9 protein-coding genes are annotated in these 19,419 nt (G+C 33.3%); 6 read left to right on the top strand and 3 right to left on the bottom strand.

What is annotated here, in order from left to right:
* Window positions 1-22: 22 nt before the first annotated feature.
* Window positions 23-5,389, bottom strand: a complete 5,367-nt coding sequence (locus tag WC223_00370) for a PKD domain-containing protein (protein MFA6922682.1) — start codon at window positions 5,387-5,389, stop codon at window positions 23-25.
* Window positions 5,390-5,969: 580 nt separating this feature from the next.
* Between WC223_00370 and WC223_00365 the strand changes: the two genes are divergently transcribed.
* Complete coding sequence (locus WC223_00365; GenBank protein MFA6922681.1) at window positions 5,970-6,200, top strand: T9SS type A sorting domain-containing protein; 231 nt, start codon at window positions 5,970-5,972, stop codon at window positions 6,198-6,200.
* Window positions 6,201-6,435: 235 nt separating this feature from the next.
* Here WC223_00365 and WC223_00360 read toward each other — a convergent pair whose 3' ends face one another.
* Window positions 6,436-7,347 (bottom strand): carboxypeptidase regulatory-like domain-containing protein, encoded by a 912-nt coding sequence (locus WC223_00360; GenBank protein MFA6922680.1) that lies wholly within the window; start codon window positions 7,345-7,347, stop codon window positions 6,436-6,438.
* 545 nt (window positions 7,348-7,892) lie between these two features.
* Here WC223_00360 and WC223_00355 point away from each other — a divergent pair.
* From WC223_00355 to WC223_00340, 4 genes are all read left to right on the top strand, one after another.
* Entirely contained in the window at window positions 7,893-9,992 is a 2,100-nt protein-coding gene (locus WC223_00355; GenBank protein MFA6922679.1) for a T9SS type A sorting domain-containing protein, read from the top strand.
* Between the two features lie 554 nt (window positions 9,993-10,546).
* On the top strand, window positions 10,547-12,172 hold the full coding sequence (gene pruA, locus WC223_00350; protein ID MFA6922678.1) for an L-glutamate gamma-semialdehyde dehydrogenase: 1,626 nt from the start codon (window positions 10,547-10,549) through the stop codon (window positions 12,170-12,172).
* 238 nt (window positions 12,173-12,410) lie between these two features.
* Entirely contained in the window at window positions 12,411-13,958 is a 1,548-nt protein-coding gene (locus WC223_00345; protein MFA6922677.1) for an aldehyde dehydrogenase family protein, read from the top strand.
* 6 nt (window positions 13,959-13,964) lie between these two features.
* Window positions 13,965-14,981, top strand: coding sequence for an NAD-dependent epimerase/dehydratase family protein (locus WC223_00340; protein ID MFA6922676.1), 1,017 nt, complete (start codon window positions 13,965-13,967; stop codon window positions 14,979-14,981).
* 41 nt (window positions 14,982-15,022) lie between these two features.
* Here the strand turns inward: WC223_00340 and murQ are convergent, their stop codons facing one another.
* Window positions 15,023-15,823 (bottom strand): N-acetylmuramic acid 6-phosphate etherase, encoded by an 801-nt coding sequence (gene murQ / locus WC223_00335; protein ID MFA6922675.1) that lies wholly within the window; start codon window positions 15,821-15,823, stop codon window positions 15,023-15,025.
* Window positions 15,824-15,907: 84 nt separating this feature from the next.
* Between murQ and WC223_00330 the strand changes: the two genes are divergently transcribed.
* The gene (locus WC223_00330) at window positions 15,908-19,408 is read left to right on the top strand and encodes a hypothetical protein (protein ID MFA6922674.1); all 3,501 of its coding nucleotides are present in this window, start codon (window positions 15,908-15,910) and stop codon (window positions 19,406-19,408) included.
* Window positions 19,409-19,419 lie beyond the last annotated feature (11 nt).

The following is a 19,419-nucleotide window of genomic DNA, read 5'->3' as shown; positions in this document are numbered from 1 at the left end:
AATCGGACATTCTGGACAAACTCTATTTAATCAAACTCACTCGTCCTATATACTGATAGTTTACCCCATTATAATCTGTAATATTGAAAACATAAGCATAGACACCAATTTGAGCATATTCGCCATTATGAGTTCTGCCGTTCCAACCTTTATATTTATCAGTAGATTTAAATATTATTTCACCCCAACGGTTAAATACTAAAAATTCAAATTTTGAAATGCAAACACCTTTACCGTTAAACACATCGTTTACCCCATTTGCGTTAGGAGAAAAAGCATTGGGAATGTAAAAAGCAAATTCAGTTTTGATAGTAACTTTCAAACTGAATGAATCCAAACAATTCAAAATATTATATGCATATAAAACTATATTATATGTTCCTGTATCATTGTAAGTATGCGAAGGGTCCTTTTCAATTGATGTATTGCCATCGCCGAACTTCCATAACCATTTTACATAACTATCTGAAAGATTTTTAAATTCGATTTGCGGAAAAACCATTGTTGTAATTAATGGTTTAGCTGAAAAATAAGCAATTGGTGAGGGCAAAACAATTATATGTTTACCGGCAGTATCACTGCACCCGGTATTTGCAATAGCAATGAGCGATACATTATAATTTCCGGGAGACACATAACGCATCGTTGTGTCTTTGCTTGAAGATGTAGTTCCGTTTCCGAAATCCCATTGCCATATATTTATTATTCCATCGGCAGGAGCAACGGAAGAATTGTTAGTGCTGATAGTTTGCTTTGCACAAATGGTATCGGGTATTACAAATTGTGCAAGCGGCAAATATTTTACATATACATCAATCGTTGTATCGCTAATGCATCCTTGTAATGTGGTAACTTGTAATGTTGCAGAATGATTGCCGGGAATATTATATTTATGCTGAGGATTTTTAGTTGTTGCTGTTGTTGTATCACCAAAATCCCAACTCCACTTGTTTATTTCACTTCCCTTTGAAGTTGATAAATCGGTAATTGTCGTAGTATTATACAAGCAAATAGAATCTGAAATAAAGTTTGCTTTAGGATTAAAATAAATTGTAAGAATTTTTGCAATAGAATCAACACAACCACTATCGGAAACAGCAATAATTTTGGGAGTGTAGGTATTTCCATGAATGTAAGCATGAGGAACAGTATCACCGTTATTCTGAAATTGACCATCACCAAAATCCCATGTCCACGAAACAATATTTCCATTCGGAATAGTTGATTTATTTATAAAATTCGTGTTTATTAATTCACATACATTATTTACCGTTAAATTCGGAACAGGCAATGAATTTACAATAATATTCCTGCTCACCGTATCTTTACAGCCATTTCCTGATTGCACTATCATTACTAACTGGTAGGTACCATAGTTTGAATATGAATGGGATGGATTTTGAATATTAGATGTACCGCCATCTCCAAAATTCCACGACCATGAATTTATTCCACTTGTATCCGCAGATAAATCATTAAAAGGAGTTAAGTTATTTGCACAAATAGGAGGATTTGAAAATTGGGCAACAGGTTGCGGAAAAATCTTAATAGTCATGCTTGTATCATGCGGACAACTCATATTATCCGTAACAGAGAGAGAAACTATATATGTTGCTGCTGAATCATAAGTATGAATAGGATTTTTATTGGTTGCTGTTGTACTATCACCAAAATCCCAATTCCACGAATTAATTATATGATTGGTACTATATGAAGAATCAATAAAACTAATAGGAGTATTAATACACCCATTCTGAAAACTGAATTTAGCTTTAGGATTATATATTTCAATGGTTTTGCTGGCTGTATCTTTACATCCTTTATCTGTAGTAACAATAAGTGATGGATTATGAAATCCGCCAATTGTATAGTTATGACTCATAATCAAACCGCTTCCACTTGTACCATCATCAAAATTCCAATCATAAGAAACGAGCGGATTATTCGGAAATGTTTTTGAACTATCAGTAAAACTAATAGGAGTATTTATACATCCGTTATTTACAGTATAATTTGCAATAGGTTTTGGATAAACCGTTATCGGTTGAGTTCCGATAATATTTACATCGCAGCCCGAAGTATCGTGAAGATGCAATATTGGTATAAAAGTACCAGAATCCGGATATGTGTATATTACATTTCCGCCAAACGCCACATCTCCGTTGCCAAATATCCATGTTAATGTTGTTGCTTTCTGTGTTTGTGATGTGAAAGTTACTGTAAGAGGTGCACATCCTTGTGTCGGATTGTAGCTGATAGTTCCGAAAGGTCCTTTTATTAGCAGATTTTTCATGATAAATGTATCTACGCAACCATAAATATTGGTAACAATTAAAGTTACATCGTAATAACCTGCTTTATTAAAAACATGTTGCGGTTCGGAGATTCCACTGATTATATTGCCGTCTCCGAAATCCCATATCCATGAAACAACATCGGAAGTAGATGAGTCATGAAAATTTACAAATATAGGCGGACAGTTACTTACAATAGAATCGTAATAAAAATGCGCTATAGGTTTTGAAATTGTAATTGGAAAAACAATTGAAGTATCACAGCCATTTGCATCTGATACAATATAAGTAACCGAGAAATTTTTAGTGCTTGTAACAGTATAAAGATGTGCGGGATTTCTTGCGTTATCAACAGGTGTTCCATCGCCGAAGTTCCATGTGTAATTAAGTCCTGCACCCGTTGAATTATTAATCACACGAAATGAATCGTTGTAACAGGTTACTGAATCATAAGAAATGCTTATATTGGGGAAAGTTGGCGTAATGCAATTATTGTTTACATAATTATTTTCACATCCTTTCGAATCAATAATACGAAGACTTATACAATAATTTCCCGGATAACTCGGAACAGTATATATATGGTGTATTACTTGTCCTGTTGAATCAATAACCAGCGGTGAACCATCTCCAAAATTCCATTCCCATCGTGTTAATACAGCAGGCGGATAAACAATTGATGGCAAAGGATTAAAAGCCACATTAAGAGGCACACACCCATAAGTAGTGTCGATGGTGAATGAAGCAATGGGATTTTTGTAAACAGTAATAAAACTGTTTTTTGTAATAGAATTATTACAATTCAAAATATCAAAAACTGTATGGGTTATATTAAAAGTTCCTGCGCTGTCAAATTGATGAACGATAGTTGGTGAAAAAACAGTATCCCTGTAACCATCGCCGAAATCCCATGCGTATTTGCTTATTGCGGTATTTGCATAAGAAGAGTCAGTAAATGTTATTGTATTATGCATACACGTATAAATACCGGATTGTGTGAACCCTGGTATTATTTCAGAAATTATAATATACTGAAAATAATCAGCAGAATCGAGGCAAAATGGAGATTTAAGAGAACTCACTATAAGTTTCACGTTGTAAAAACCCGGACTCGTATAAGTATGTGTGGGATTCTTAAGATTACTTACAGGACTTCCATCACCAAAAAACCAGGTATAAGTATCTGCTCCAAGAGACAAGTCGGTAAAAGAAACAGTAAGCGGGGCAGTGCAGCTTATGCGCGGTACGCCCATGAATCTGGCAATAGGAGGCCAAATATGAATATAATTATGCCTTACCAATGTATCATAACAACCGTTAAATCCGGTAATAAGAGTTACACTGAAATATCCTGTATCTTGGTATTGATGTCCCGGATTTTTGTCAAAAGATTCTGTTGAATCACCAAATTTCCAATGAAAATAATTTGCATAAATACTTGAAGTATTATTAAACCCCACAATAGTAATATGACAAACATTAGTATCATTTGAAAAAAAGTTTGCATTCGGTTTGATTCCCGTTTTTATGTATTTATATATAATTGAATTTTGACATCCATTAATATCTATAACTGTTAAGGTTACGCTAAAACTCCCGGAGTCGGAATATACATGAGAGGGATTTATCAGATTAGACGTGCCCCCATCACCAAAATTCCACAAATAATTTGTTATAGGATAATTTGAGGTGCTTAAATTTGTAAAGTTCACTGTTAATGGAGCACAGCCAATGGTATCACTTACTATAAAAGATGGCGATGGAACAGACATGTAAATATTTTTTGTTTTTATAGCAGTGCAGCCGTTACTATCGGTAATAGTTAATGTTGCAACATGCGTTCCCACTGAGTTGTAAGTGTGAGTTGGATTTTCATCTGTACTTGTTGCCCCATCTCCAAAATCCCAATTCCATGTTGTTGCCGATGGCGACAAATCGGTGAAATTAACTGTAAATGGAGCATTACAACCTATGCTGTCATCAACAGAAAAATTTGCAACCGGTTTATTGAAAATAATTACATGAATTGTCTTAATCATTGTATCTGACGGCTGACTGGCACATGGAAGATTGTTTGATGCAATGAAAGTAACAGTATATGTTCCTGATGAAACATAAGCATGCGTTGGATTTTGCTGAGTACTCGAACCGCCATCGCCGAAATACCAACGCCACAAATTTGTTCCGACAGACGAAAGGTCTGTAAATATTACCGAAGACGAACAACTTGTTGTATCTGAAACAGAGAAATTTGCTTTATATGTCAGGGGTCCTGTAATGTTAATATAACCGGGAATATTTAATGTATTAACGCATCCTGAAGTATCAGTAACAGTCAGTGAAACATTATAACTTCCAATATTATTGTAGGTATGGTTTGGATTTACTGCATTGGAAGTACTTCCATCCCCAAAACTCCACAAGTATGTTAAACTTGAATTACCGGTAGAAGTATTTGTAAAATTCACTGTAAATGGCGGGAAGCACGAAGTTTGAGCATTTGAAGTAAAACCCGCTACAGGAGCAGGATGAATTTTAACACTATCGGTGTTTATTGAAAAACCAATACATCCGTTTACATCAGTTACTTTCAGAGATATAAAAAACGTTCCAGTATTATTGTATGTATGACTTGTGTTTTGAGAGTTTGAAAAGCTTCCATCTCCAAAATCCCATTGCCAGGTTACAAGCCCTGAACTTCCCGGTGTTGTATTATCTGTCAGGAATATTGTAAAAGGCGGACAACTATTTAATTTGCTTGCAGTATATCTAACTGTAGGTGATTTAAAAACTGTAATAAGATTTGTTTTTGTAATTGAATCCTCTCCGGATGCGTTTTTTACAACAAGCTTTACAGTGTATGTTCCCGGATTAGTATATGCGCATGTTGGATTTGGCAATGTTGAATTAACTCCATTTCCAAAATTCCATTTCCATGAAGTAGGATTATTGGAAGATAAATCCGTAAATGAAACAATAACAATATCACAGCCCGACGAATCATTATTGCTGAAATCAGCCACTGGCTTTTGAGCAAATACAGTTATTGCATTTGATATTATTAATAAATAAAATATTAACCTATATGTTTTCAAAACTTATAAAAAATAGTTAAAACAAAATTATTTTGCTATAAATGTATAATATTTTAATACTAAAACAAAATTTTTTAAGCGTAATGTTTTATATAAATGTTAAACAATATGTTTACTTAACATATTAATTAATTTTAACTTTTTAAATTGTCATGTTTTATTTAATTTTATCTCTTATAAAATCAAAAGTAAAAAAATTATTGGTAAACCGTAATAGATATTTTAGATTATACTAAGGGTATTTAGGGTCTGCTGAAAAAGTAAGCTCTATTCCCAAACAACTTTCAAACGCATATTAAAAGCGGAGCGTAGGCCAGGCAAAACGGCGAGCGTGTGTTGGCTGTGAATGCAATATTTCGTAAAATTCTTACAAAGAAGTTTACTCGCTTTGTTAGAATTCAGAAATATTGCAGAGCGGGTGGAAGCTTCGTTTTGCCTTGACTTTTTGGTTACTTTTGGGTCAAACCAAAAGTAACATAAAGAAAAAACAATTTATAATAATTATAATTAAAGTGCAAGGTTTTTAAAATAACAATTGAAAAATCCTTGCACTTTATTGTTAAATTTCAAATGATATTTATTGATAGTATTGAAGTTTATAATTATTCAGCAAACCCTAAATATTAAATCAGAAAAAAATATTTCACAAATAATTATTTATAATATTACAGGTTCTATAACTTTCAAATCCTATGAAAAAGGAAATAACGCAAAAGTTGATTTATCAAAATTTGATAAGGGAATGTATTTTATTAAAATTGTTTTTGGAAAAGAAAATAATACTGTTGTGAGAAAAATTATTGTGAATTGAAAATGGCTGGAATCATGGCAGAGTTTTGCCTTGTCCGTCAACCGACGGATTGGTTTTTTTTCATCAGGGAAAAAAGAATATAAAATAAATTTTGGGGAGGATATTTTAGCGAATGACCCTAATGAATAATTGAATCTCTGCGTCTTAGCGCCTTAGCGGTAAAAAATCATAAAAGGCGAACAAATAATTCTGTCCACCCTTTACTCACTTACTGCTTTTTTCTCCATGCCGCTCATCATCCATCTGATTTTTCCATATCAACACGAACTATTGTTGTTTCATTATTTACCACGTCCACTGTAAGAATTTGTGTTTTGCAGCCTATTTTACTCACAGTTAATGTATATTCACCCTCCGGTAAATTCGGCAATCTGAAATGACCTTTTATCCATGTCTTCTTCGATACCACCATTCCATCCAACTTGAATGTAAAATTAACTCCTTTCATTGGTATTCCTGAATTTTTTTCTAATGCCAATGCAATTACAGAAGTTAATCCGTTTCCGGAACCTAAAATTATTCTTGCTGTTTTATACTGACTGTAGAAATCAGGTTTTGTCGCTCTAAAAACTTCTATATCCACATCCAATCTTTTTGTCAGAATATCATCTGCCTGCTTGAAAAACATTTCAATATTTTCTGTTGCATTTTTTGTTTGCGTTCTTGTTGCCCGCGGTTTCGGTATTACAGCTACATAAGCCGTTATTGCTGCCTGCAAATCGGTTAGCATTGCCGCTGTTACCCCATAAGTGCTCAATGCAGCTACATTTGCATTTGCCTTTGCCCATATTGTATCACAAATTCCAACCACATCCGTATCCCTTGCTTTTTTCATATCCGAAGCTGTGTACTTCACGTTTCCAAGCAACTCATTATTTCCCGTTACCGTTGCGTACGACTTTACGCGGTTTGCAATAAACAACGCCTTATCGGTCATCGTATCGCGTTTTAGTGTTTTGTCGATAGTAACTCCTGTGTTTTCTACTATCTGTGCATCCCTGTTTTGTTCTATTAAAGGAATTATTGCAACAAACGCATTGTGCGATGCTGCAAAGGGTGCGTTACCAGTCCATGACGACTGAAACCTTTCATCCGTACTACGCACTACATAGTACATGTTCAGTTTATTTTCCTGAAACTTTTTCATAAAATTTAGTTTTTAATTGTTTAATAAACCCCTTTAGTGAAGCTCATTGGGATTTGTTCGGACTTTTACCGTTTTTATCCGGTTGCACCTTCACAAGCCGGGTAGAATTGAGTCATAAAGATTAATTTGGTTTTTATAAGGGTAGAATTAGGATTGCATAGCTTGTTTTTGATTTGTGCTAATTTATATGTAAATATATTAAATATAATTGCTAAAGTCAAGTAAAAAGCGAAAAATAATTAATAATTAATAGTTAATAATGAAAAAAAGTCGTAAGTCATAAGTATAAAGTCGCAAAAAAGCAAATATCAATCAACAACTATGTTTTACACGAATAATAAAAATATACCAGCGGATAATAAAAAAACACTGGCGAATACTAAAATGGGATTGCCTTTTTTTAATTTTTATTATTACATTTGTCGGAATATAAATTAATAATTGAAAATAAAAAAGCGAGGCAAGTGTGTTAGCTTCCCTCTTGAGAGGGAATACAAGGGTGTGTCCTTGAAAAATAAATTAAACATTAACTTAAAAAAAAACTTATGAAAAAACTACTTCTACTTTCAATTATCGTTACACTTGCTTTTGCGAGTGCTTTTGCTCAATTAAGTGTAATGGTTAATTCTAAAACAATTTGTAACGGCAGTTCAACAACTTTAACAGCAACAGCAACCGGTGGCGTACAACCTTATAGTTATACATGGAGTTCAGGACAATCAACTTCATCTATTATTGTTACGCCAAATGGGACTACAACATATAAAATAACTATTACCGACAATACTCCTTCCACCGCTACTGCTCAAGCAACAGTAACAGTGAATGCAAAGCCAAGTATATCCGCACAGGGTCCTGAGAAAATTTGCTCGGGAACAATAACAGAAATTGTTGCAAGAGGAGCTATTACATACACATGGGGTAATTCATTAGGAAACTCTTCTTCTATTACCGTTTCTCCTACAATCACAACAACTTATTCTGTAACAGGAACAGATGGAAACGGTTGTACAAACCCTGGCAATTCCATAGTTACAGTTCTTCCGCCAGAATCTTTAATTACTGTCAGTAACCCTTCTATTTGCAATGGAATGACTGCAATTATTAATACAAGTAGTGGATTTAATAGTAATTGTAAATATATTTGGAGTAACACTACTACAGCAAAAAGTATTACTGTTTCACCCACCCACACAACTACATATACTTTAACTGTTTCCGAGTACTCAGATTCTCCTCCAAGCATAAACGTAAATTGTTGCATAACAAATGCAGTTGTATCAGTATTAGGAAGCGGTATTTGCAACTTAATAAAAGCAGGAACAGTATATAATGATTTAAACAATAATGGAGTAAAAGATGCAGGAGAACCGCCATTGCCAAATATAATTGTTCATCAAAATCAGGGCTCAGAAGATTATTATTACAGCACCGATAGCTTAGGCAGTTATAAAGTAAATTATATAAGCGGAACATATAATATAAATATTCCAAGCCCGCCAAAGTTCAGTACGGTAACTCCAACAAGCCAGACAATGACTAATGCAACAGATACAGTAAATAAATTTGGTATTTACACACCAGATATTTATGATGTACGAGTTAGCTTAACTGCATCAAACAGAGCAAGACCGGGCTTTGATACATATTATTATATAAATTATGAAAACACAGGAAATCAAAATGCAGATGGTTATGTGCAATTGGTTTTCAACAGCGGGTTAAATTACACCTCAAGCGAGCCAGCACATTCTTTTAAGTCAGGCAATACAGTTAAATGGGACTTTACTAATTTATTACCGGGTGAAAGAAGATATATAAATATAAAATTTAATATACCTTCGTCTGTTATGGTTGGTGTTTATTTGAATTCAACTGTTTCAATAGTACCTGCACTAACAGATGCATACCTTTTTGACAATGCAGATACAATATATCAGTTTGTTACCAACTCTTACGACCCAAATGATAAAATTGTGTCTAAAGAATTAATTACACCAAATCAAGTTGCAAGCGAACCTTATCTGAATTATACTGTAAACTTTCAGAACACAGGAAACGATACAGCTTATACGGTTATAATTAAAGATACTCTTGATGAAAATCTTAATATACCCACTCTGGAAACCATTGGTTCAAGCCATTCATGCGTTTTCAGCATGAGAGCATTAGGAGTTTGTGAGTGGAAATTCAATAACATACTTTTGCCCGATAGCAATATTAACGAACCAAAGAGTCATGGCTTTGTAAAATACAAAGTGAAAATAAACAATACATTGATAAAAGATGATTCAATCACCAACAAAGCATATATTTATTTCGATGCTAATGTGCCTGTTCTAACAAACACAGCAATCACAAGAATTGACGACAAAGCAAATGATGTTTCAAAAAAAGCAGTGAATACAAATTTGGCATTGCAAGTGTTTCCAAATCCGGCAAACACCCAAATAACAATCGAACTCCCGCAAACAGCAAAACAAAGCACAATTATAATTTATAACATAAACGGAGAAGAAGTGATAAAACAACAAACAACAAATAACAAAACGAAAATTGATGTCAGCACTTTGCCATGCGGAATTTATTTTATAAAAGTTGTAGCTCAAGATGGCGTAACTGTTAGAAAGTTTATTAAAAATTAAAGAAAAATATAAAACTAAGAAAAGGCGTTACAATAAAAACAACGCCTTTTTTATTTTGGCGTTTATTTTAGTAGTTTTTAAAAAAACAGTAAATTTGCATTAATAAAAAACATTGAAATGAAAAATCTTATACGATTCGATTGGGCAGTAAAACGGCTTTTGAGAAACAAAGCCAATTTCGGTATTCTCGAAGGATTCTTATCCAAGCTATAAAACGAAGATATTAAAATTTAACATTACTTTCAATTTCTTCACTCTCATCTTTAATTTATTTACCCGCACTTTTCATTTCTTTGCTTGCATCTTTTATTTCTTTAATATTACTTTCATTTTTTTTGCTCTCATCTTCAATTTCTTTGGAATAACTTATAATTGCAAGATAATAACTTTCAATTTCTCGGAAAACACTTTTAATTTCCTGCGATGAACTTTAATTAGAACATTTTTTTCTATACTTTTTCATCATGTTTTTGCGATTTCAAAAAAATCATGTAGGTTTGTATTCCACATATTTTCGAAATTATTTTCTTTTATTTTTAAAAATAATAAATAAAATGAACAACGCACTATTTAATTTCTACGACCCCAAAAATGAAGAAGTATTAAATTATGAACCCGGCAGTGAAGCCAGAAAAAAACTAACAAAAGAAATTGAAACTCTCCAGTCATCAGAGATTGAAATACCTTTAATCATTGGCGGAAAAGAAATAAGAACAGGCAAAACCGCAAAAGTAGTGATGCCTCATGCTCACGGACATATACTCGCAACGTATCATTTAGCAACCGAGAAAGAAGTGAAGATGGCTATTGATGCGGCTCTCAAGGCACATGAAGAGTGGTCAAACATTTCATGGGTTGTAAGAGCATCAATTCTTATTAAAGCTGCCGAACTCATATCAACGAGGCACAGACACCTTTTAAACGCAGCAACAATGCTTGGTCAGAGCAAAAATATTCGTGAAGCAGAAATTGATGCTGCATGTGAAACTGTTGACTTTCTGAGGTACAACGCTTTTTTTGCTTCAAAAATTTATTCCGACCAGCCGAAATCGAACTTCAACCAACTAAACCGTATGGAATACCGCTCCCTCGAAGGTTTTGTTTTTACCGTAAGCCCCTTTAATTTTACCGCTATTGCTTCCAATCTGAATATGTCGCCTGTATTGATGGGCAATACAACAGTATGGAAACCTGCATCCACTTCTTTATATTCCAATTATTATTTAATGAAAATATTTAAAGAAGCAGGATTGCCTGATGGTGTAATTAATTTTGTCCCCGGCAAAGGCTCAATGATAGGAGAAACAGTTTTATCACATAAATATTATGCAGGAATTCATTTCACCGGCTCTAACAAAACATTCAACTGGCTTTGGAGGAAAATGAGCGATAATCTTCAAAATTACAAATCATATCCGAGAATTATCGGAGAAACAGGAGGCAAAGATTTTATTTTTGTACATCCTTCGGCAAATCCACTTGAGGTTGCAGTGGGAATAACAAGAGGCGCTTTCGAATATCAGGGACAGAAATGCTCTGCTGCATCACGTGGATATGTACCTAAATCATTATGGAAGCAAATAAAAGAACTTCTTTTACAAATGTGTGATGAAATAAAAATGGGTGATGTAAGGGATTTTAAAAATTTAGTGAATGCAATGATTGACGAACCTGCTTTTGATAATGCCATGAAATATATTGAAGAAACTAAAAATTCAACCGATGCTAAAATTATTGCAGGCGGAAAAGGCGACAAATCAAAAGGATATTTTCTCGAACCTACAATTATTGAAACTACAAATCCACATTACAAAACCATGGTCGAAGAAATATTCGCACCAATAATGACAATTTATGTTTACGATGATAAAGATTATGATGAGGCATTAAAGCTTTGTGAAGAAACATCACCTTACGGATTGACTGGCTCTGTTTTCTCAACCGACAGAATTGCTATTGCCAGTGCTTGTGAAAAACTAAGATATGCAGCAGGTAATTTTTATATCAACGATAAACCCACAGGTGCAACAGTCGGCTTGCAGCCATTTGGCGGCTCAAGAGGTTCGGGTACAAACGACAAAGCAGGCAGCGACATGAATCTTTTAAGATGGACAAGCCCTAGAACACTTAAAGAATCATTTGCACCGCCAACTGATTTCAGATATCCGTTTATGGAGTAGGAATTAAATTAATAAATAATAATTAATAATCAAAATCCATTATGAAATATCCATGCAAACAAAATAGGTTGCACAAACCGTAAATGATTAAAAATTCAATGCTGTTTTCAACGAAGAAAGGCATGGATATTCGCGACCAGCTGGTGTTTCGGCTGTGCGAGGGAGCAACTAAAAAAGTTAAATAAACATAACAGCAAATTAACAGCAGAAATATTAATTACTTACAAAATTTAAATAGATGAAAAAAAATATAACTTCTGTTTTGGAAAGGTTAGAAATTAAACCTTTGAATAGTGGTGTTACCACCGGTACAATTTGGCTGGAAGCAAAAGGTGATATCACAACTTCCATTTCACCAATTGACAATAAAGAAATCGCAAAAGTTAAAAACGCCACACTTCAGGAATACGAAGCAGTGATGGCAACAGCCGAAAAAGCATTTAAAACATGGCGTGCAATACCCGCACCAAAACGCGGAGAAATTGTTCGCCAGATTGGAGATGCATTAAGGAAAAATAAAGATGACTTAGGATTTCTTGTTTCTCTTGAAATGGGAAAAATATATCAGGAAGGATTAGGGGAAGTGCAGGAAATGATTGACATCTGCGACTTCGCTGTTGGTCAGTCGAGATTGCTTAATGGATTTACAATGCACTCCGAAAGAAAAGAACACAGAATATATGACCAGTATCAGCCACTTGGAATAGTAGGAGTAATTTCTGCTTTTAATTTTCCGGTTGCCGTGTGGGCATGGAACGCCATGTTAGCAGCAGCAGCCGGTGATGTTGTAATATGGAAGCCAAGTTCAAAAACTCCACTTTGTGCAATTGCCACACAAAACATTATTGCAAAAGTTTTAAAAGAAAATAATTTACCCGAAGGAATTTTCAGCATGCTCGTTGCAAAATCATCGGTGCTTGGTGATAATTTCGCTGCCGATAAAAGAATACCTTTATTTTCAGTAACCGGCTCTACAAAGGTTGGAAAGCGCATTTCGGAAATTGCAGGTAAGCGGCTCGGCAAAACTATTATGGAACTTGGCGGCAATAATGCAGTTATTGTTTCCGATAATTCCGATTTAAACATGGCAGTAAATTCCATTGTTTTCGGCTCGGTTGGAACATGTGGTCAAAGATGCACTTCAACAAGAAGAGTGATTATACAGGAAAAAGTTTACGATGAAATTAAAAATAAATTAACAAATGCATACAGGCAAATAACCAACAGAATAGGAAATCCGCTCGAACCTGATACATTAGTTGGTCCTTTAATTGATAATTCTTCTGTTAAAAGTTTTTTAAACGCAATTGCAGAAATTAAAAAAGAAGGCGGAAATATTATTTGCGGTGGAAATGTTCTTGAAGGTGAAAAATACTCTTCGGGAAATTACATTGTACCTGTTTTAGCAGAAGCAAAAAATAATTTTAAAATAGTTCAGGAAGAAACATTTGCTCCTATTCTTTATCTTATAAAATATAAAACCATTGATGAGGCAATTGCCATAAACAATGATGTTCCGCAAGGTTTATCTTCGGCAATATTTACTTTAAATATCCGTGAAGCAGAAAAATTCTTATCAGAATGTGGCTCTGATTGTGGAATTGCAAATGTTAATATCGGCACATCAGGCGCTGAAATCGGTGGTGCTTTTGGCGGTGAAAAAGATACCGGCGGCGGTCGCGAATCCGGTTCCGACTCATGGAAACAATACATGCGACGACAAACCAATACTATCAATTACAGTAATGAGCTTCCTTTGGCACAAGGAATAAAATTTGATATATAAAATTCAATGATTTTAGTAACAGGCGGTACAGGTTTAGTTGGTTCGCATCTTTTATTTGAACTTTTAAAAACAGAAGAAAGAATAAAAGCAATTAAAAGAAGCGAAAGCAATCTTAACCTTACAAAAAAAATATTCAGTTATTATTCTAATGATTACGAAAAAATATTTTCCCGCATTGATTGGGTTGATGCTGATGTATGCGATTTGCAAGCATTGACAATCGCAATGAAAGGAATAGAAAAAGTTTATCATTGTGCTGCTAAAATTTCCTTTCATAAAAAAGATTTTGAACTGATGGTGAAAACAAATGTTGAAGGAACTGCAAATGTTGTCCATGCAGCAATTGAAAATAAAATAAAAAAAATATGTTATATAAGTTCCATTGCAGCAATAGGAAGAGCGAAAAGAGAAATTGATGAGATTACCGAAGAAACCACATGGAATGAATCTCACCATAATTCAAATTATTCAAAAAGTAAATATTCTGCCGAAAAAGAAATTTTAAAAGGAATAGAAAACGGTTTGAATGCTGTAATTGTAAACCCTTCTGTTATCATAGGTCCCGGCGACTGGAAAAAAGGAAGTGCCAATTTAATTTATACTGTCAGCAAAGGAATGAAATATTATACACTTGGAGTTAACGGTTATGTTGATGTGAGAAACGTAGTAAAATCTATGATTCAATTAATGAACTCAGAAATTAAGAATGAAAGATTTATTATTTCGTCTGAAAATTTAACTTATAAAGATTTATTTTTTTTGATAGCAGACAGTTTGCATTGCAAAAGACCATATATCCGCGTAAATATGTTTATCAGCAAAATTGCATTAGCGGTAAATACTTTATTGAAATTATTCGGTAATGATTATGATATTATAACTCCCGAAACTGCAAGAACAGCGAACAATAAGTATTTTTATTCAAGCAAAAAGATAAAAGAAAGATTAAACTTTGAATTTATTCCGATAAATAAAAGTATTGATGATACTTGTAAATTATTTTTGAAGGACATGAAATCCTGACAAATAAAATTAATAAAAACAGAAATACTTTTTTAAAAACTTTATTTTTTATTTTCCAGAACTTTCCTTACACTTCCATATTTTAAAAGTAGTTCTTTTGCTTTATTGTGTGATATTTTCAATTCCGATTTTATAATTCCGGCACCTCTTTCAACAAGTTTTTTATTTTTAAGCTGCATATCCACCATTTTATTTCCTTTGATTTTATTGAGCTTAATCATCACACAGGAAGACACCATATTTAAAATCATTTTTTGTGCAGTACCGCTTTTCATTCTGCTGCTGCCTGTTATAAATTCGGGTCCAACAACCTCAACAGGATATTGTGATTCTACCGCAAGAGGTGAATTTTTATTTGATGTAATACAACCGGTGGTTATTTTATTCTGTTCGCATTTTTGAATTGCACCCACAACATAAGGCGTAGTGCCCGATGCGGAAATACCAATTACAAAATCTTTTTTATTTACTTTATATTTTTTCAAATCGTTCCACCCTGCTTCAAAATTATCTTCGGCACCTTCAACGGCATTTCGTATTGCCTTATCACCGCCGGCAATAATGCCAATCACCAAATTATTTTTAACACCGAAAGTAGGAGGACATTCCGAAGCATCAACAATGCCAAGTCGTCCGCTTGTACCCGAACCTATATAAAATAATCTTCCGCCGTTTTTTATTTTCTTCAATACCTGATTTGTCAATATTTTTATTTGAGGTAATGCCTTTTCAACGCAACAAGCAATGGTTTTGTCTTCCGTATTTATTTTTTTTAAAATTTCATCAGTGCTCATCCTTTCGAGATTATCATAACGGGAATTCTGTTCTGTAATATATTTCATATATATCAGTTATTACTTAAATTAAATTCTTACAAAAATAAAGAAAGTATTTTTATTATTTTAGCATAAATTATTTCGATTATTTTGAGAAAGAGCTTTTTCATAATTCCTTTTTTATTTTCTGTGTTTGCATATTATAATTGCAAATCGCAACAATTAAGCAATTTCAGGACTTCAACCATTAGCGTTTCGAAAGATACAATTCAGATTGATACATTAAGCATAATTCCGAATTCGGTTATTTTATTTGACAGTACAGGCAAAATTGTCGATTCTTCATTTTATAAAATTGATTATCCGAATTCGAGAATTATCTTTGATTCAAAGAGCAAAGTTCAAGGTTCAAAGTTTAAAATTTCTTACAGGGGTTTTCCTTATTTATTTACAAAGCCCTATTTTCATAAAAATCCTCAGAAAATTCAAACCGAAAGAAAAAGTTATTATAATGAACTTTCTTTTTCGATTGAAAAGAATTCAACCGATGATATTTTTAAAACCGGAGGGTTAAATAAAAACGGCAGCATTTCACGCGGAGTTTCATTCGGAAACAATCAGGATGTTGTTGTAAATTCAAATCTGAATATGCAGCTATCCGGAAAACTTACTGATAATATTGAAATAGTTGCTGCTATTTCCGATAATAATATTCCGATACAACCCGAAGGAAACACGCAGCAATTACAGGAATTCGACAAAGTATTTATTGAATTGTCGAATGAAAATTTTAAATTAACTGCAGGTGATTTTGAAATTAAACGACCTGAAAGTTATTTTATGAATTTCAATAAAAAAGTGCAAGGATTAAGTTTAGGAACAAAAAATAATTTATCAAAAAACAAAAAGGATTCTCCACTCATCCTAAAAACATTCGCATCTGCTGCTGTTTCAAAAGGCAAATATGCACGAAATTTATTTAACGGAATTGAAAGAAATCAAGGTCCTTATAAATTAAAAGGTGCTAATAATGAACTTTTCATTGTTGTACTTTCAGGCACTGAAAAAGTTTATATTGATGGTGCATTAATAAAAAGAGGACAAGATTATGATTATATTATTGATTATAATACCGCGGAAATTACTTTCACACCAAAACAATTAATCACTAAGGACAGCAGAATTGTTGTTGAATTTGAATATTCCGATAAAAATTACAGTCGTTCAACTTTCTTTGTGGGCAACGAGTTGGAAAGTAAAAAAGTAAAAATAAAATTCAATATATATTCCGAACAGGACTCAAAAAACCAACCTTTACAGCAGAATTTAACGCCGCAGAAAAAAATCCTGCTCAAAAATATTGGAAATAATCTTGATAAAGCAATTTTTCCGAATATTGACAGTGTGGGATTTGATGAAAATGAAGTTTTATATAAAATTGTTGATACAACAGTTCATGCAATTCATTACGACACTGTTTTTGTTTATTCAACAAATTCGGACAGTGCAAAATTTCGACTCGGGTTTTCATTAGTAGGACAGGGGAAAGGAAATTATGTACAAATAAATTCCACTGCCAACGGAAAAGTATTCAAATGGATTGCCCCCGACACCAATGGTGTTCTCCAAGGTTCTTATGAACCCGTTGAATTACTTGTTACTCCTAAAATGCAGCAATTATATACTCTCGGTTTTGATTACTTTATATCAAAACGAACAAAAACAGGTGTTGAAGTTGCAATGAGCAACAACGACCTTAATCTTTTCTCGCCTCTTGACGATAAGAATAATCAGGGTTTTGCAGTAAAATATTATTTTGAAAATACAACTCCATTGAGTAATAAAAGCAAAAACACATGGAGCATGACAAGTTCGGCAAATTATGAATTTAAAAATATTTTCTTTAATCCTCTTGAGCGATACAGAAGCTCTGAATTTGAAAGAGATTGGAACATCGCTAATAATACGGCAAATGAATATGAGCATTTATCAGGAATTAAGTTTTCGTTTGCAAATAAAAAAAATAATTTCATAAATTATCAATTGAATTCTTTTATTAAAGGCACTGATTACAATGCATACATGAATTTATTAAACACAAATCTTAATAAGAAAAATTTCTTCTTTACTTTTGATGGAAGTTTTTTAAACTCAACTGGCATACAATCAACAACTCAGTTCATAAGGCAAAAAGCATGTCTTACTAAAAAAATGAAAGTTATTGCAATCGGTGCAAAAGAAGAACAGGAAGTAAACACATTCAGGAAAGCCCATTCCGATACGCTACAGCAAAACAGTTTTTCCTTCAGGCAATTTGAGGGTTTTATTCAAAATTCCGACTCAACAAAAAATAAATTTTTATTGAACTACAAACATCGGCTCGATTATGCTCCAAAATTTTTACAATTCAGAAACTCCACAATTGCCGATGAAGCAGGTGCCATGCTCGAATTAGTTAAAAATGCAAATAATCAGTTTAAATTGAATTTTACTTATCGAAATTTAGCCATCGCCGATACTGAAATCACAAAACTAAAAAGCGATTATTCATTACTTGGTCGTTTAGAATATAATACAAAATTCTTAAAGGGAGTTTTCAATTCGGGCACTTATTATGAAATCGGCTCGGGACTTGAAGTCAAGAAAGAATTTTATTATGTAAAAGTCGCAACCGGTCAGGGTGTGTACTCATGGACTGACTACAATAACAATGGTATTCCCGAACTCAACGAATTTGAAATTGCTGCTTTCACCGACCAGGCAAATTATATAAGAGTTTTTGTTCCTACCGACAAGTATATAAAAAGTAATTCAAATCAGTTTAATGAAGTTTTTAATATTAATCCATATATAGTTTACAACAATGCCAAAGGTTTTAAAAAAATCATTTCACGCTTGTCAAACCAAACTATATATCATGTTGACCATAAAACCACAATTAATGATGCTTTGGAAGCTTATAATCCTTTTAACAACCGTATTGCCGACAGCAGTTTGTTAACTCTTAATTCATCATTCCGTAATACTTTTTACTTTAACAGAAATTCCTCAAAGTATGGAATAGAACTCGGGTATCAGGAAAACAACGGAAAAACATTACTTGTAAACGGGTTCGATTCAAAATCGCTTATTACAAGAAATATAAAATTACGATGGAATATCATCAGGGAAATTGCTTTAAATGCGGGCTATACCGAAGGAAATAAAAACAACAAATCCGAATATCTTAATTCCAGAGATTACACAATTAATTATTTTGAAACCGAAAATACCCTGAGTTTTCAGCCGAATACATTTTTCAGAACGAGTTTAAATTTTACTTATACAGAAAAGAAAAATAAAATTGGACTAAAAGAATCCTCTATAAACAGAAAATCGGGAATTGAAATCCGGTACAACATTAAAGCAAACGGAAGCTTGATGTCGAAGATAAATTATATTAACATAAGCTACAGCAATGCCAACAATAACACTCCTGTTGCATTTGAAATGCTCGAAGGACTTAAAGCCGGACAAAACATAACATGGAACTTAATGTATCAGCAAAACCTTTCAAATAATCTTCAAATGAACGTAAGCTACGAAGGCAGAAAATCGGAAGGCACACACGCAATTCATACCGGTAGCGTGCAATTGAGGGCTTTCTTTTAATTAGTAATAAG

The sequence above is a fragment of the Bacteroidales bacterium genome, assembly GCA_041671145.1.
Taxonomy (GTDB): Bacteria; Bacteroidota; Bacteroidia; order Bacteroidales; family JAHJDW01; genus JAQUPB01.
Note: the sequence above shows the minus strand (reverse complement) of the source record. Positions and strands in the feature narration are given on the sequence as shown.

Excerpts from the sequence above, each read along its gene's own strand:
- WC223_00360 (MFA6922680.1), bottom strand. The coding sequence starts at position 7,347 with ATGAAAAAGTTTCAGGAAAATAAACTGAACATGTACTATGTAGTGCGT.
- WC223_00345 (MFA6922677.1), top strand. The coding sequence starts at position 12,411 with ATGAAAAAAAATATAACTTCTGTTTTGGAAAGGTTAGAAATTAAACCT.
- WC223_00355 (MFA6922679.1), top strand. The coding sequence starts at position 7,893 with ATGAAAAAACTACTTCTACTTTCAATTATCGTTACACTTGCTTTTGCG.
- murQ (MFA6922675.1), bottom strand. The coding sequence starts at position 15,823 with ATGAAATATATTACAGAACAGAATTCCCGTTATGATAATCTCGAAAGG.
- WC223_00340 (MFA6922676.1), top strand. The coding sequence starts at position 13,965 with ATGATTTTAGTAACAGGCGGTACAGGTTTAGTTGGTTCGCATCTTTTA.
- pruA (MFA6922678.1), top strand. The coding sequence starts at position 10,547 with ATGAACAACGCACTATTTAATTTCTACGACCCCAAAAATGAAGAAGTA.